At 73.1% G+C, this 13,917-nt stretch carries 12 protein-coding genes and 1 tRNA gene; 11 read left to right on the top strand and 2 right to left on the bottom strand.

The annotated features are described in order from the left end of the window. Positions 1-71: 71 nt before the first annotated feature. Positions 72-2,645, top strand: a complete 2,574-nt coding sequence (locus tag HPC71_RS03155) for a penicillin acylase family protein (RefSeq protein WP_154613614.1) — start codon at positions 72-74, stop codon at positions 2,643-2,645. On the opposite strand, the gene HPC71_RS03160 is transcribed toward HPC71_RS03155, so the two are convergent. Then, on the bottom strand, positions 2,617-3,210 hold the full coding sequence (locus tag HPC71_RS03160) for a 5-formyltetrahydrofolate cyclo-ligase (RefSeq protein ID WP_171896080.1): 594 nt from the start codon (positions 3,208-3,210) through the stop codon (positions 2,617-2,619). The two genes, HPC71_RS03155 and HPC71_RS03160, sit on opposite strands and share 29 nt — an antisense overlap. Before the next feature lie 23 nt (positions 3,211-3,233). Between HPC71_RS03160 and HPC71_RS03165 the strand changes: the two genes are divergently transcribed. The 7 genes from HPC71_RS03165 (at position 3,234) to HPC71_RS03195 (ending at position 8,667) form a co-directional block, all read left to right on the top strand. Then, on the top strand, positions 3,234-4,628 hold the full coding sequence (locus HPC71_RS03165) for a UTP--glucose-1-phosphate uridylyltransferase (RefSeq protein WP_154613615.1): 1,395 nt from the start codon (positions 3,234-3,236) through the stop codon (positions 4,626-4,628). After that, positions 4,621-5,856, top strand: a complete 1,236-nt coding sequence (gene glp, locus HPC71_RS03170) for a molybdotransferase-like divisome protein Glp (RefSeq protein WP_154613616.1) — start codon at positions 4,621-4,623, stop codon at positions 5,854-5,856. Before HPC71_RS03165 ends, glp begins: the two co-directional genes overlap by 8 nt. A gap of 1 nt (position 5,857) precedes the next feature. Further along, entirely contained in the window at positions 5,858-6,352 is a 495-nt protein-coding gene (gene moaC, locus HPC71_RS03175; RefSeq protein ID WP_154613617.1) for a cyclic pyranopterin monophosphate synthase MoaC, read from the top strand. Next, the gene (locus HPC71_RS03180) at positions 6,349-6,864 is read left to right on the top strand and encodes a MogA/MoaB family molybdenum cofactor biosynthesis protein (protein WP_253943880.1); all 516 of its coding nucleotides are present in this window, start codon (positions 6,349-6,351) and stop codon (positions 6,862-6,864) included. The genes moaC and HPC71_RS03180 overlap by 4 nt, the downstream gene beginning before the upstream one ends. Then, positions 6,861-7,466, top strand: a complete 606-nt coding sequence (locus HPC71_RS03185; protein WP_171896082.1) for a GNAT family N-acetyltransferase — start codon at positions 6,861-6,863, stop codon at positions 7,464-7,466. Before HPC71_RS03180 ends, HPC71_RS03185 begins: the two co-directional genes overlap by 4 nt. A gap of 168 nt (positions 7,467-7,634) precedes the next feature. Continuing rightward, entirely contained in the window at positions 7,635-8,522 is an 888-nt protein-coding gene (gene sepX, locus HPC71_RS03190) for a divisome protein SepX/GlpR (protein WP_154613618.1), read from the top strand. 69 nt (positions 8,523-8,591) lie between these two features. Continuing rightward, positions 8,592-8,667, top strand: a tRNA-Ala gene (locus HPC71_RS03195). A gap of 81 nt (positions 8,668-8,748) precedes the next feature. On the opposite strand, the gene HPC71_RS03200 is transcribed toward HPC71_RS03195, so the two are convergent. Beyond that, a complete protein-coding gene (locus HPC71_RS03200) occupies positions 8,749-9,192 on the bottom strand; it encodes a universal stress protein (RefSeq protein ID WP_154613619.1) in 444 nt (147 codons plus the stop codon). A gap of 72 nt (positions 9,193-9,264) precedes the next feature. Here HPC71_RS03200 and HPC71_RS03205 point away from each other — a divergent pair, with 72 nt between their 5' ends. The 3 genes from HPC71_RS03205 (at position 9,265) to HPC71_RS03215 (ending at position 13,765) form a co-directional block, all read left to right on the top strand. Then, positions 9,265-10,239: a helix-turn-helix domain-containing protein gene (locus tag HPC71_RS03205; RefSeq protein WP_154613620.1), complete on the top strand. Its 975-nt coding sequence runs from the start codon at positions 9,265-9,267 to the stop codon at positions 10,237-10,239. 97 nt (positions 10,240-10,336) lie between these two features. Then, the gene (locus tag HPC71_RS03210) at positions 10,337-12,100 is read left to right on the top strand and encodes an FAD-dependent oxidoreductase (RefSeq protein ID WP_154613621.1); all 1,764 of its coding nucleotides are present in this window, start codon (positions 10,337-10,339) and stop codon (positions 12,098-12,100) included. A 114-nt stretch (positions 12,101-12,214) separates the two neighbouring features. Continuing rightward, complete coding sequence (locus HPC71_RS03215; RefSeq protein ID WP_154613622.1) at positions 12,215-13,765, top strand: ABC transporter substrate-binding protein; 1,551 nt, start codon at positions 12,215-12,217, stop codon at positions 13,763-13,765. The last annotated feature ends 152 nt before the right edge of the window (positions 13,766-13,917 follow it).

The following is a 13,917-nucleotide window of genomic DNA, read 5'->3' on the forward strand; positions in this document are numbered from 1 at the left end:
GGAGACGCGAGGCATTGGCACTCTCGTCGTGCGACTGCCAATTCTAGGACAGAGGCAGAATGTCGCACACCATGCCCGACCAGGACCAGCAGCCCCCGCGCCGCCGCCCGCTGGCAGCGGTGCGGTCCTGGCCGCGCTGGGCGCGGATCTCCACGTACGTCGCGTGCGGGCTCGCCCTCGCGCTGGTCGTCGGGGTCGTCACGGTCTCGGTGCTCGTGCGCCGCCCGCTGCCGCAGACGACCGGCACCGCCGAGCTGCCCGGCCTCGACGCCGCGGTGGAGGTGGTCCGCGACGAGCACGGGGTGCCGCAGGTCTACGCCGACAGCCTCACCGACCTGGTGATGGCCCAGGGCTACGTGCACGCCCAGGAGCGGTTCTTCGAGATGGACGTGCGGCGGCACGCGACCGCCGGCCGGCTCGCGGAGATGTTCGGTGAGTCGGCGCTGGACAGCGACAAGGCGGTGCGCACGATGGGCTGGCGCCGGGTCGCCGAGCGGGAGCTGGCGATCGTCGCGCCGCGGACCCGCCAGGTGCTCGAGGCGTACGCCGACGGGGTCAACGCCTACCTGGCCGACCGGTCGCCCTCCGAGCTCGCGGTGGAGTACACCGTCCTCAACGCCTCCGGCCTCGGCTACCGCCCCGAGGACTGGTCGCCGGTCGACTCGCTGGCCTGGCTCAAGGCGATGGCGTGGGACCTGCGCGGCAACATGGGCGAGGAGGTCGACCGCGCGCTGACCGCCGCCGCGGTCGGGCGGCAGCGCGCGGAGGAGCTGTGGCCGGCGTACCCCTTCGAGGAGCACGCGCCGATCGTCGGGCAGGGCGCGGTGGTCGACGGGGTCTTCCAGGCCCGCGCGGAGACCGGCGGCACCCGGCTGCCGCAGCGCCCCGGCTGGACGGCCGCCCTGCGGAGCGTGCGCGCCGCGCTCGACGCGGTGCCCTCGTGGCTGGGCCGGGGCGACGGGATCGGCTCCAACAGCTGGGTGGTCGACGGGGAGCACTCCGAGACCGGCGAGCCGCTGCTGGCCAACGACCCCCACCTCGGCGCGTCGATGCCCGGGGTGTGGATGCAGATGGGCCTGCACTGCCGGACGGTCTCCGAGGCGTGCCCGCTCGAGGTCGCCGGGTTCACCTTCTCCGGCGTGCCGGGCGTGGTGATCGGCCACAACGCCGACATCGCCTGGGGGTTCACCAACCTCGGCCCCGACGTCACCGACCTCTACCTCGAGCGGGTGGTCGGCGACGGCTACCGCTACGACGGCGAGGTGCTGCCGCTGCGCGTCCGCACCGAGACGATCGAGGTGCGCGGCGCGGACCCGGTGACCATCGAGGTCCGCGCCACCCGGCACGGCCCGCTGCTCTCCGACGTCGACGAGGACATCGCCGCCGCCGGCGACGGGCAGGCCGTCGCGCTGGCGTGGACCGCGCTGGAGCCCAGCGCGACCGCCGACGCGATCCTGGCGATGAACGCGGCGAGCGACTGGGACTCCTTCCGCGAGGCGGCGGCCTCGTTCGCCGTCCCCGCGCAGAACCTCGTGTACGCCGACCGGGCCGGCCACATCGGCTACCAGGCGCCCGGCGTGGTGCCGGTGCGCAAGTCCGGCAACGACGGGCGGTGGCCGGCCGAGGGCTGGCGGGCCGAGGACGACTGGACAGGGGAGACGGTGCCCTTCGACGGGCTGCCGAGCGTGCTCGACCCCGACGAGGGCTTCGTGGTGACCGCCAACCAGGCGGTCATCGGGCCCGACTACCCCTACGCGCTGACCCAGGACTGGGACCGCGGCTACCGCTCCCAGCGCATCCGCGACCTGCTCGCTGCCGAGATCGAGGCGGACGGCGGGCTCTCGGTCGAGGAGATGCTCGAGGTGCAGCGCGACGACCGCAACCCGATGGCCGCCACGCTCGTGCCCTACCTCCTCGACATCGACCTGCCGCGCGGCTACGCCTCCGACGGGCAGCGGCTGCTGGCCGGCTGGGACGGCTCGCAGCCCGCGGACAGCGCGGCGGCGGCGTACTACAACGTCGTGTGGCGCACCCTGCTCGAGCACACCTTCCACGACGAGCTGCCCGAGGAGGTGCGGCCCGACGGCGGCCAGCGGTGGTTCGCCGTCGTCTCCCGGCTGCTCGGGGCGCCGGAGGACCGCTGGTGGGACGACGTCACCACCGACGGCGTCGTGGAGGACCGCGACGACGTGCTGCGCCGGGCGCTGCTCGAGGCGCGCGACGAGCTGACCCGGCTCCAGTCGCTGCACCCCGAGGACTGGTCCTGGGGCGGGCTGCACTCCCTGGAGCTGCGCTCGCCGACGCTGGGGGAGTCCGGCATCGGCCCGGTCGAGGCGCTGGTCAACCGCGGCGACTGGGAGCTCGGCGGCGGCTCGTCGATCGTGGACGCGACCGGCTGGGACGCCGCGGAGGGGTACGCCGTCACCTCGGTGCCCTCGATGCGGATGGTCGTCTCGCTGGCCGACCTCGACGCATCGCGCTGGATCAACCTGACCGGCGTCTCGGGGCACCCCGCGAGCGGCCACTACACCGACCAGACCGACCTGTGGGCCCGCGGCGAGACGATCGCGTGGCCGTTCAGCCCCGCGGCGGTCGAGGACGCCGCGGCGGACGTGCTCAGGCTGGAGCCGGCCCGAACCGAGTGATCCCCGCGGCGGTCGCCGCGGCCCGCACCCGCCGGTCGTGCGGCTCGGCGGGCACCTCGATCCCGACCTCCTCCTCGTGGAGCAGCACGCACGTCCACGTGCCCGCCGGCACCCGGGCCAGCGCCCGGTCGTAGGACCCGCCGCCGCGGCCCAGCCGCATCCCGTCGGCGGAGACCGCGAGGCCCGGCACCAGCACCACGTCGGCCGTCGCGACCGCGTCCACCCCGAGCGAGTCGACCGGCTCCAGCAGGCCCATCCGGGCCGGGGCCAGGGCCGTCTCGCCGCGCCACGTGCCCCAGTCGAGGTCGCCGTCCGGGAGCAGCCGCGGCAGCACGACGCGCTTGCCGGCCGCCGTCAGGCCCGCCAGCAGGCTCGACGTGCCGGGCTCCGCACCGGTCGAGACGTACGCCGCCACGGTGGCCGCGCGGCGTACCTCCGGGGCGTGCAGGAGGTGCTCGGCGGTGGCCCGCGCGGCCTCCCCGACCTCGAGCAGGGGACGCCGCCGACGGGCCGCCAGGAGCTGGTCGCGCAGAGCGGTCTTCGCGGGAAGTTGCCGGTCGCTCACCCTGCGAGCCTACGATCGAGCGCATGGGTAGTGCTGGCCTGCAGAAGGCACGCGAGAAGATGTCCGCCGCGGGGGTGGACGAGGTCGCGATCGAGACCTTCGCCCACTACTACCGCCTCCTCGAGCACGGGGAGACCGGGATGATCCCGGAGTCCACGATCGAGCCGGTGGACATGGAGTCGCTCGCCGACGTCGAGGTGCCCCACGAGGTCGGCGTGGAGGCGCTGCGGACGACCGCCGTCATCAAGCTCAACGGCGGCCTCGGCACCTCGATGGGCATGGACCGCGCGAAGTCGCTGCTGTGCGTGCGCCGCGGGCTCTCCTTCCTCGACATCATCGCCCGGCAGGTCCTGCACCTGCGCCAGGCGTACGGCGTGACGCTGCCGCTGATCTTCATGAACAGCTTCCGCACCTCCGCCGACACCATGGCCGCCCTCGCCCGCTACGCGGACCTCCCCGTCGAGGGGCTGCCGCTGCAGTTCCTGCAGAACAAGGAGCCCAAGCTGCTCCTCTCCGACCTGACGCCGGTGTCCTGGCCGCGGGACCCCGACCTGGAGTGGTGCCCGCCGGGCCACGGCGACCTCTACACCGCGCTGCGCGGCTCCGGGCTGCTCGACCGGCTCGTCGAGGCCGGCTACGAGCGGGTCCTCGTCTCCAACTCCGACAACCTCGGCGCCGTCCCCGACCCGTTGGTGGCGGGCTGGTTCGCGCGCTCGGGCGCGCCGTTCGCGATCGAGGCCGTGCGGCGCACGCCCTCGGACCGCAAGGGCGGGCACTTCGCGCGGCGCAGGTCCGACGGCCGGATCGTGCTGCGCGAGACCGCCCAGACCCTCGAGGAGGACAAGCAGGCGCTCGCCGACCTCGGCCGGCACCGCTTCTGCTCGACCAACAACCTCTGGTTCGACCTGCGGGCGATGAAGGAGGCCCTCGACGTCCGCGAGGGCATCCTCGGGCTGCCGATGATCCGCAACGTCAAGAACGTCGACCCCGGCGACAAGACCTCCCCGGAGGTCGTCCAGGTCGAGACCGCGATGGGCGCCGCGATCGAGGTCTTCGAGGGCTCGGCCCTCATCGAGGTCGGCCGCGACCGGTTCGTGCCGGTCAAGACCACGAACGACCTGCTCGTGCTGCGCTCGGACGTCTACGACATCGGGCAGGATTTCGTGCTCGACCAGGTCGCCCCCGGCATCCCCTTCGTCGACCTCGACCCCGAGCACTACCAGCTCGTCGGCGACTTCGACCAGCGCTTCCCCGAGGGCGCGCCGTCCATGCGCGAGGCGTCCTCGCTGCGGGTCAACGGCGACTGGACCTTCGGCAAGGGCGTCACGCTGGTCGGCGACGTCGAGCTCGAGGGCTCCTCCAACGGCCGGATCGACCCCGGCACCGTCCTCGGGGAGCCGGCCGGTGCGGATGCCTGACCCGGCGCTGCGCTCGGTCGAGGAGCACCTCGAGCAGGTGCTCGCGGCCATCGAGCCGCTCCCGGCCCACCCGCAGCCGCTCATGGAGGCGCTCGGGCTCGCCGCCGCCGAGGACGTCGTGGCCGGGGTGCAGCTGCCCGGCTTCGACAACTCCGCGATGGACGGGTACGCCGTCCGGCGGGCCGACGTCGTCTCCGCGACCCCCGAGTCGCCGGTCCACCTGCCGGTCGTGGGGGAGATCGGCGCCGGGCAGTCCACCGGGCTGCTGGCGCTCGCCCCCGGGACCGCCGCGAAGATCATGACCGGCGCGCCGGTGCCCTCCGGGGCCGACTGCGTGGTGCCGTACGAGTGGACCGACCGCGGGGTGGCCCAGGTGCGCATCGAGCGGGCGCCCGAGGTCGGGCAGCACGTCCGGCTCGCCGGCGAGGACGTCACGGTCGGCGACCTGCTCGTCGAGGCCGGGACCGTGCTCGGCCCGCGGCACCTCGGCCTGCTCGCCGCGGTCGGCCGGGCCGGCGTGGTCTCCCGCCCGCGCCCGCGCGTGGTGGTGCTCTCCACCGGCTCGGAGCTGCGCGACCCGGGCCAGCCGCTCGGCACCGACTCGATCTACGACGGCAACTCCTTCCTGCTGGCCGCCTCCGCCCGGCGCGCCGGCGCGATCGCCTACCGGGTCGGGATCGTCCCCGACGAGCCGCGCGCCTTCCTCGACGCGCTCGAGGACCAGCTGGTGCGCGCCGACGTCGTCGTCACCTCCGGCGGGGTCTCCCAGGGCGACTTCGACGTGGTCAAGGAGGCGCTGCGCCCGCACGGGGTGTGGTTCGGGCCGGTCGCGATGCAGCCGGGCAAGCCGCAGGGCTTCGGCTTCGTCGGCGAGGACCGGGTGCCGATCTTCACCCTGCCCGGCAACCCCGTCTCCTCCTACATCTCCTTCGAGACCTTCGTGCTGCCCGCGCTGCGCAAGATGATGGGGCTCCACCCCTACAGCCGGCCGCAGGTCCCCGCCCGGCTGACCCACGCGGTGACCTCGCCGCCGGGGCGCCGGCAGTTCCTGCGCGGCGCGCTCGACACCTCCGGCAGCGGGCTGCACGTCGCCCCCGTCGGCGGGCCCGGCTCGCACCTGGTGGGCGACCTGGCCGCGTCGGACTGCCTGATCGTCGTGCCCGAGGACGTCACCGCCCTGGCCGCCGGCGACACCGTCGCGGTGGTCCGGCTCGACGAGGAGATCTGAGATGGGCACGCCCTCCGGGCCCGAGCAGCCCCGGCTCACCCACGTCGACGAGGCCGGCGCCGCCCGGATGGTCGACGTGTCGGCCAAGGACGTCACCGCCCGCACCGCCAGCGCGACGGGCCGGGTGCTGGTCTCCGCGGCCGTCGTCGACCTGCTCCGCGGCGCGGGCGTGCCCAAGGGCGACACCCTCGCGGTGGCCCGGCTCGCCGGGATCATGGGCGCCAAGCAGACCTCGGCGCTCATCCCGCTGTGCCACCCGCTCGCGCTCTCCGGGGTGGTCGTCGACCTCGTCGTCACCGACACCTCGGTCGACATCACCGCGACCGTGCGCACCACCGACCGCACCGGCGTGGAGATGGAGGCTCTCACCGCCGTCTCGGTCGCCGCGCTGACCGTCGTCGACATGGTCAAGGCGGTCGACAAGGCCGCGGTGATCACCGACGTCCGGGTCGAGACCAAGACCGGCGGGAAGTCCGGCGACTGGGCGCGCCCGTGAGCGGCCCCTCGGGGTTGCCGGCCGCGGTCGTCGTGGCCTCCAACCGCGCGGCCGCGGGGGTGTACGACGACACGACCGGTCCGCTCATCGTCTCCTGGCTCACCCGGCTGGGCTTCGCGGTCGGCGAGCCCGCCGTCGTACCGGACGGTGAGGCGGTGGGGCGGGCGATCCGTGCTGCGGTCGACGCCGGCGCCCGGGTCGTGCTGACCACCGGCGGCACGGGCCTCACCCCGACCGACCGCACGCCCGAGGCCACCCGCCCGCTGCTCGACCGCGAGGTGCCGGGCATCGCCGAGGCGATCCGCGCCCACGGGGTCGCGAAGGGCGTGCCGACCGCGTCGCTGTCGCGTGGGCTGGCCGGGGTGGTGGGTACCTGCCTGGTCGTGAACCTCCCCGGCTCCCGCGGCGGCGTCAAGGACGGCCTCGCCGTGCTCGAGCCGCTGGTCGTCCACGCGGTCGAGCAGGTCGTCGGCAGCGACCACGACCGGCCCGGCGGGAGCGCGCAGGCGTGAGCCGCGGCTGGCCGGTGCGGCTGCACTCGAAGGGCGTGACCCTCCGACCGCTGTCCTACGCCGACGCCGGCCCCTGGCGCTCGGCCCGCAGCCGCAACGCCGCGTGGTTGGTCCCGTGGGACGCGACCGTCCCGCCGGGCGGCGACGCCCGCCCGACGTCGTACCGCTCGCTCGTGCGGCGGCTGCACCAGCAGGCCCGCCGCGGCACGACCTACGCCTTCGCCATCGAGGTCGACGACCGCTTCGCCGGCCAGCTCACCGTCAACAACGTCGTCCGCGGCTCGGCGCTGTTCGCCTCGATCGGCTACTGGCTCGATCGCGACTTCGCCGGCCGCGGGGTGATGCCGCGGGCCGTCGCCCTCGCCGTCGACCACTGCTTCACCACGATCGGGCTGCACCGGATCGAGATCGCGATCCGGCCGGAGAACTCCAACTCGCTGCGCGTCGTGGAGAAGCTCGGCATCGAGGAGGTCGGCTACGCCCCGCGCTACCTCCACATCGACGGCGCCTGGCGCGACCACCGCCTCTACGCCATCACCGCCGAGGAGTGCCCCGGCGGGCTGCTGGCCCGGCTCGACGGCGGGGGCGGCCCGGAGCTGTAACGGACCGTTCGCTGCTGTTCCTGCAGGCTGCAACGTGCAGGAAGAGTGGCGAACAGTGCGTTACATGCCCGGCAGCGACCCCACGAACCACACCAGTCACAGAGGCAATTTGCGACACACCTCTTGACATCCGCCTCAGGAGCCTCCGACGTACCTACGCTCGGGCCCGTGGACCTGAGCGCACTCATCTTCGTCGCCCTGGCGGTGGCCTGGGCCGTCTACCTGATCCCCAAGGCGCTCAAGCACCACGACGACGTCCAGCGGAGCCGGTCGGTCGACAGGTTCTCCGACACCATGCGCGTGCTGGCCCGGCGCGAGCCGGTCGACAGCCGCGGAGCCCGACTGGTGGTGACGCCGGGCCGCCCGGCGAGCGCCGCGGTCGTGGTCACCAAGCCGTCGGTCGCGGCGCCCGCGGGGTCGCCGAGCGTACGTCGCGCGGCCGCCGCGCAGGCCGCGCGCCGGCGTCGCCGCGTGCTCGGCGGCGTGCTGGCGCTCAACGCCGTCGTCGTCACCCTCGCCGCCACCTCGGTGGCCTCGTGGTGGTGGGTCCTCGCGCCGGTCGCCCTGCTCGTCGCGTGGCTGGTCGCCTGCCGGCTCATGGTCCGCCAGGAGCGCGGCCTCGGCCGGGCCGGCCGCCCCGCCGCCCGCGTCCCCGTGGCCGACGACCCGGAGCAGGGCCAGGACGGGCCGGCCGTGGTCGCCGACGCCGAGGCGGTCGACGAGGCGGTCGACGAGGCGGTCGACGAGTCGCTCGCCGACGACACCCAGGGGTTCGAGGCGGTCCGCGTCGAGGACCAGCCCCACGTCGAGCCCGCGGCGATCGACCCCTCGCTGTGGGAGCCGGTGCCGGTGACCCTGCCGACGTACGTCACCAAGCCGGCCGCTCCCCGCCGCACCGTCCGCACCATCGACCTCGACGCCACCGGCGTGTGGACCTCGGGCCGCACGGACGCCGACGCGGCGCTCGCACGCGAGGCCGACGAGGCCGCCCGCGTCGCCAAGCAGGCCTCCGCGGCCGGCGCCTCGGAGGAGGACCACCGGGCCGTCGGGTCCTGATTCGGCACCCGCCGAGGGGGGTGCTAACGTCTTCCCTCGCGTCCCGGGTGAGAGCCCAGGGGTCGCACTGGGGCTGTGGCGCAGTTGGTAGCGCGTCTCGTTCGCAATGAGAAGGTCAGGGGTTCGAATCCCCTCAGCTCCACCAGACAGACAGAACCGCCCCCGTCGGCCGAGTGCCGACGGGGGCGGTTCTGCGTGCTCCTGGCGCGGGGCTCCTCGCGCGGGGCTAGCGGTGCCGGCGGTGGTGGGTGTGCGCCACGTAGACGTCGCAGGTCGCGTGCTGGGTCACCTCGCGGGCGACGCTGCCGAGCACGCTGCCGAGCCCCTGCACGCGCTTGTTCCCGACGACGATCAGCTGCGCGCCGACCTCCTCTGCCACGCGGACCAGGGCCTGCTGGGGCTTGCCCTCGGCGGCCATGGCCTCGACGGTCAGGTCGCCGAACTCCGCGCGCAGCGCGGTGGCCGTCGACTCGGCGACCAGGCGCGCGTCGCCCTCGGAGGTGTAGACGAACTCGTCGCTGCCCGCCTGGATGCGGTGCACCTGGAAGTCGGTGTAGGCGCTGAGGACGATCAGGCGGGCACCGAGGGAGGTGGCCAGCCAGGCAGCGGTGTGCGCCGCGTCCCCCGCCGTGTCCGAGCCGTCGACGCCGGTGACGATGGTGGTGATCATGAGTCTCCGATCCTTGGGACAGAAAATGCGCGCAGATTGCACACGCGTGCGATATGCGTGCAACATTATCGGGTGGAGCAGGTAACGAGATTCGCCACCCGCAGCGTGGCCGGCGACCTCCGGGTGCCGATGTGGGAGCAGTACAACGAGTCGGCGCTGGTCGCACTCGAGTGCCGTACGGCGCCGGGCCGGTTCGTGGCCGAGGAGGTCAACGCTGCGCTCGGCCGGGTGTCCCTGGCTCAGGTGAGTGCGAGCCCGCACGCGGTCGAGCGCACGGTGGAGATCATCGACCGCTCGCCCTGCGACTCGGTGCTCCTCTACGCCACGATCGCGGGGGAGTCGTCCTTCTACCACCGTGACGGCGTGCTCACCACGCGGCCGGGGCAGGTCGTGGTCTGCGAGTCCGACCACCCCTTCATGCGCGGGTTCTCCCGGGGCCTGCGCGAGCTGGTCGTGAAGATCCCCCGCCGGACCTGGATCGACAGCGAGGGCGCTCGCGCCACCCAACCCCGAGTCGTGGGCAGCGCCGACCGCGCACGCGTCGACCCCTACGTCGACGCGCTCTGCCGGAGCGTCGCGCAGCTGTTGCAGGTCGACGACGCGGGGTCGGGCCACGAGCAGGTCGCCGAGGCCCAGCTGATCGAGCTCGCCGTGGCCATGGTCTCCGGCCACGCGGCGGTCGGGGCGGCCCCCGCGCCGCACCTGCGTGCCGCCCAGGCCTTCGTCGACCGGCACCTGCGGGATCCGTCCTTGGGTGCCGCCCGGATCGCCGCCGGGGTGGGGATCAGTGAGCGCCAGCTCTCGCGGGTGTTCGCCGAGGCGGGTGTGACGGTGCCCCAGTTCGTCGCCGGTCGCCGGGTCCGGCTCGCGCGGCGACTGCTCGAGCGCCGGGGTGAGGAGGTCGGTGTCGCAGACGTCGCGCACGCCGTCGGCTTCACCTCCGCCAGCAGCTTCTCCCGAGCCTTCCGCGCCCATGCGGGAGTGGCGCCCTCGACGGTGCGCCGTCTCGTCGGCCGACCGGCGGACGACCCCCTCGGGACCACTTGACAAGTTCCGCCATGTCGAGGTCCTGCCCTTCTGTCCGTCATGTGCGGGTGCTCACACTGCTGGCACACAGAGCCCGGTCAGAGCGAAGAAGGAGACCATGACTCACAGCAACACGGTTCACGCGGCCGAGACCGACGTCCTCGTCGTCGGGTCGGGGCCGGCAGGCGCCGCTGCGTCCTTGGCGTTGTCCGCGCTGGGCGTGGACAACATGATGATCACCAAGTACCGCTGGACGGCGAACACGCCGCGCGCGCACATCACGAACCAGCGTGCGATGGAGGTCTTCCGCGACCTCGGCATCGAGCAGCAGGTGCTGGCCGAGGCGACCCCCCACGAGCTGATCGGCGACACGGTGTTCTGCACCGCCATCGCCGGCGAGGAGATCGGGCGGATCCTCACCTGGGGCACCCACCCGGCCCGCGAGGCCGACCACCGGCTCTCCTCCCCGTCGCAGACGGTCGACATCCCGCAGACCCTGCTGGAGCCGATCCTGGTGCGCAACGCCACCGAGCGCGGCACGCAGACGCGCTTCAGCACCGAGTACCTCTCGCACGTCCAGGACGCCGACGGGGTCGACGTGACGGTGCGCGACCGCGTCACCGACACCACCTACGTGATCCGCGCGAAGTACCTCATCGGAGCCGACGGCGCGCGTTCCCAGGTCGCCACCGACATCGGTCTCCCGATGGAGGGCCGGATGGACATCGCGGGGTCGATGAACATCACGTTCAAGGCAGACCTGAGCGCGCACGTGGGCCACCGTCCCTCGGTGCTCTACTGGGTGATCCAGCCCGGCTCCAACATCGGTGGCATCGGTGCCGGCCTCGTGCGGATGGTGCGGCCGTGGAACGAGTGGCTCATCGTGTGGGGCTACGACATCAACGACGAGCCGCCGGTGGTCGACGAGGCCGCGGCGACCCAGATCGTCCGCAACCTCGTGGGCGTTCCCGACCTCGAGGTCGAGATCACGGGCACCTCGCTGTGGGGCAACAACGAGATGTACGCGACGCACCTGCAGGCCGGGCGCGTGTTCTGCGCCGGGGACGCCATCCATCGCCACCCGCCGAGCAACGGCCTGGGGTCCAACACCTCGGTGCAGGACTCCTACAACCTCGCCTGGAAGATCGCTGCGGTGCTGCGCGGCCAGGCGGGCCCGTCGCTGCTGGAGACCTACTCGGTCGAGCGCGCGCCGGTGGCCAAGCAGATCGTGCTGCGGGCCAACCAGTCCGGGCGCGAGTTCGGCGCCTTGTTCGAGGCGCTCGGCATCACCGCCGACCAGTCCGAGGACGAGATGCGCGCGACGATCGAGGAGCGCAAGGACGCCGGCCCCGCCGGGGTGGAGAAGCGCCGCAAGGTCACCGAGGCCATGGCGCTGAAGAACTACGAGTTCAACGCGCACGGCGTCGAGATGGGACAGCACTACACCTCCCAGGCGGTCGTCTCGGACGGGTCCGCGCGACCGGCGCCGACCCGTGACCCGGAGCTGTACTTCGAGCAGTCCACCGTGCCGGGCGGTCGCCTGCCGCACGCGTGGGTCGGGGACAGCCAGCGCAAGGTCTCGACGCTCGACCTGGCGCGCTACGACCGCTTCACGCTGCTCACCGGCGTCGCCGGCGAGGCCTGGGCGGACGCCGCCGGGAAGGTGGCTGCCGAGCTCGGCATCGAGCTGGAGACCGTCGTGATCGGCCCCGGCCGAGAGGTCACCGACCTCTACTTCGACTGGGAGCGGCTGCGCGGGGTCGAGGAGTCCGGCGTGGTGCTGGTGCGCCCCGACAAGCACGTGGCGTGGCGCGCGCACCGTCTCCCCGACGACCCGCAGCGCGAGCTGCTGTCCGCCTTGGCAAAGATCCTTGGCCGGTGACCGGGGCGGCCGGACAGGCCGTTGACACGCGGTGTGGCCGATGCCACTCTTGGTCGCTAAGTGAACAGATGTGCGCATGACGCACATCGACACGGAACTTGAAGGGAACCTCGCATGAACGTTCGACCCCTCCGTCGTGGCCTGCGCCGCGCCAGCCTCACGACGGCAGCGCTGGTCGCGCTGACCTCGCTGGCGGCCTGCGGCTCCGACGGTGGCGCCTCCGGAGCCTCGGGCGCGTCGGAGCTGCGCATCGGCAGCATCTACTCGCCGGTGAACCTCGACCCGGCTCAGGCCACCGGCATCGGGCAGACCCAGCCCTACCTGACCCCGGTCTACGACCAGCTCACCCAGCTCGACTCCGAGGGCAACGTCGTCCCGATGCTCGCCAAGTCGTGGAAGTTCAGCAAGGACGGGACCTCCCTCGACCTCGAGCTGGTGACCGGCGTGGAGTTCTCGGACGGCACGCCCTTCAACGCCGAGGCGGTCAAGGCCAACCTCGACCGCTACAAGACCGAGGCGCTGCCGCCGGTGCAGACGCTGCTGAAGTCGCTGGAGTCCGTCGAGGTCACCGGCGAGCACTCGGTCTCGCTCAAGCTGGTCAAGGGCGGGGGAGCGGAGCTGCCCGACGCGTTCTCGGCGATGCCGGGCTACATGATCAGCCCCGCAGCGCTGGACAACCCGGACCTCGACGTGAACCCCGTTGGCACCGGCCCCTACGAGGTGGAGAAGGGCAGCTTCCGCTCGGGCCAGTCGGTCACGTTCGTCAAGCGCGAGGGCGACTACTGGGGCGGCGACGACATCTACCAGGTCGACCGCCTCGAGCTCGCCGGCTACACCGACCCCAACGCGGGGCTCAACGCGCTCCGCAGCGGCGAGCTGGACATGATGGTCACCCAGGTCACCGAGCGGGTGGAGGAGTTCTCCTCCGACGACGGCTTCAACGTCGCCGTGTCGCCCACGCGTGGCTACTTCCAGCTCCGCATCAACATGGAGAACCCGCAGCTGGCCGACGTGCGGGTGCGCCAGGCCATCGCCTACGCGATCGACCGGGAGTCGCTCGGCGAGGTCGCGATGGGCACCGCGGACGGCTGCAAGCCGAGCGCCCAGCCGCTCTCGGGCAACGGCGGCGTCCCCGAGCTCGACGAGGCCTACCCCTACGACCCGGACAAGGCGCGGGAGCTGCTCGCCCAGGCGGGCGCGGAGAACATCAAGCTCAAGGGCCTCTACATCGAGAGCGCGCTGAGCCAGGCCGTGCAGAGCCAGCTGAAGGACGTCGGCATCGACGTCGAGTTCTCCGCCACCACGCCCGAGCAGTACATCGAGCAGTGGAGCAGCAAGAAGTACGACGTCACCCCCGGCAGCACGACGCTGCGCTACGAGGGCGACATCCTCTACCGCTACATCGACGAGCCCACGCTCCTCGGCGACACCCCGCCCGCGGTCATCGAGGCGGCGGACGGCATGTACGACCCGACGAAGACCGACGAGGAGCGGGTCGCCCAGTGGGGCGAGGTCAGCAAGGCGATCGTCGAGGAGGTCAGCGGCGCGACCATCCTGTGCCACAGCAACCTCGCCGTCATCGCCGACTCCGAGGTGGAGGGCTACGACAAGATCCCCGGCATCTACCGAGGCTCGTACGACGCCAAGTTCCTCTCGGTGGGCTGACCCGCTCGACCCCGCCCGACCCCGAGGGACGCCACGGCCGCAGACCCGCCACGCGTCCCTCCCGCAGCGCAGTGCCGGCACCCCGGCGCTGCGCTGCGGGCACCGCGGCGCACCGCGGCCTCCCCACGCCTCCCCATGCCTCACGGCGCCTC

This window comes from Nocardioides marmotae, assembly GCF_013177455.1.
In the GTDB taxonomy this organism is placed as follows: Bacteria; Actinomycetota; Actinomycetes; order Propionibacteriales; family Nocardioidaceae; genus Nocardioides; species Nocardioides marmotae.

Excerpts from the sequence above, each read along its gene's own strand:
- HPC71_RS03155 (WP_154613614.1), top strand. The coding sequence starts at position 72 with ATGCCCGACCAGGACCAGCAGCCCCCGCGCCGCCGCCCGCTGGCAGCG.
- HPC71_RS03165 (WP_154613615.1), top strand. The coding sequence starts at position 3,234 with ATGGGTAGTGCTGGCCTGCAGAAGGCACGCGAGAAGATGTCCGCCGCG.
- glp (WP_154613616.1), top strand. The coding sequence starts at position 4,621 with ATGCCTGACCCGGCGCTGCGCTCGGTCGAGGAGCACCTCGAGCAGGTG.
- moaC (WP_154613617.1), top strand. The coding sequence starts at position 5,858 with ATGGGCACGCCCTCCGGGCCCGAGCAGCCCCGGCTCACCCACGTCGAC.
- HPC71_RS03200 (WP_154613619.1), bottom strand. The coding sequence starts at position 9,192 with ATGATCACCACCATCGTCACCGGCGTCGACGGCTCGGACACGGCGGGG.
- HPC71_RS03210 (WP_154613621.1), top strand. The coding sequence starts at position 10,337 with ATGACTCACAGCAACACGGTTCACGCGGCCGAGACCGACGTCCTCGTC.
- HPC71_RS03215 (WP_154613622.1), top strand. The coding sequence starts at position 12,215 with ATGAACGTTCGACCCCTCCGTCGTGGCCTGCGCCGCGCCAGCCTCACG.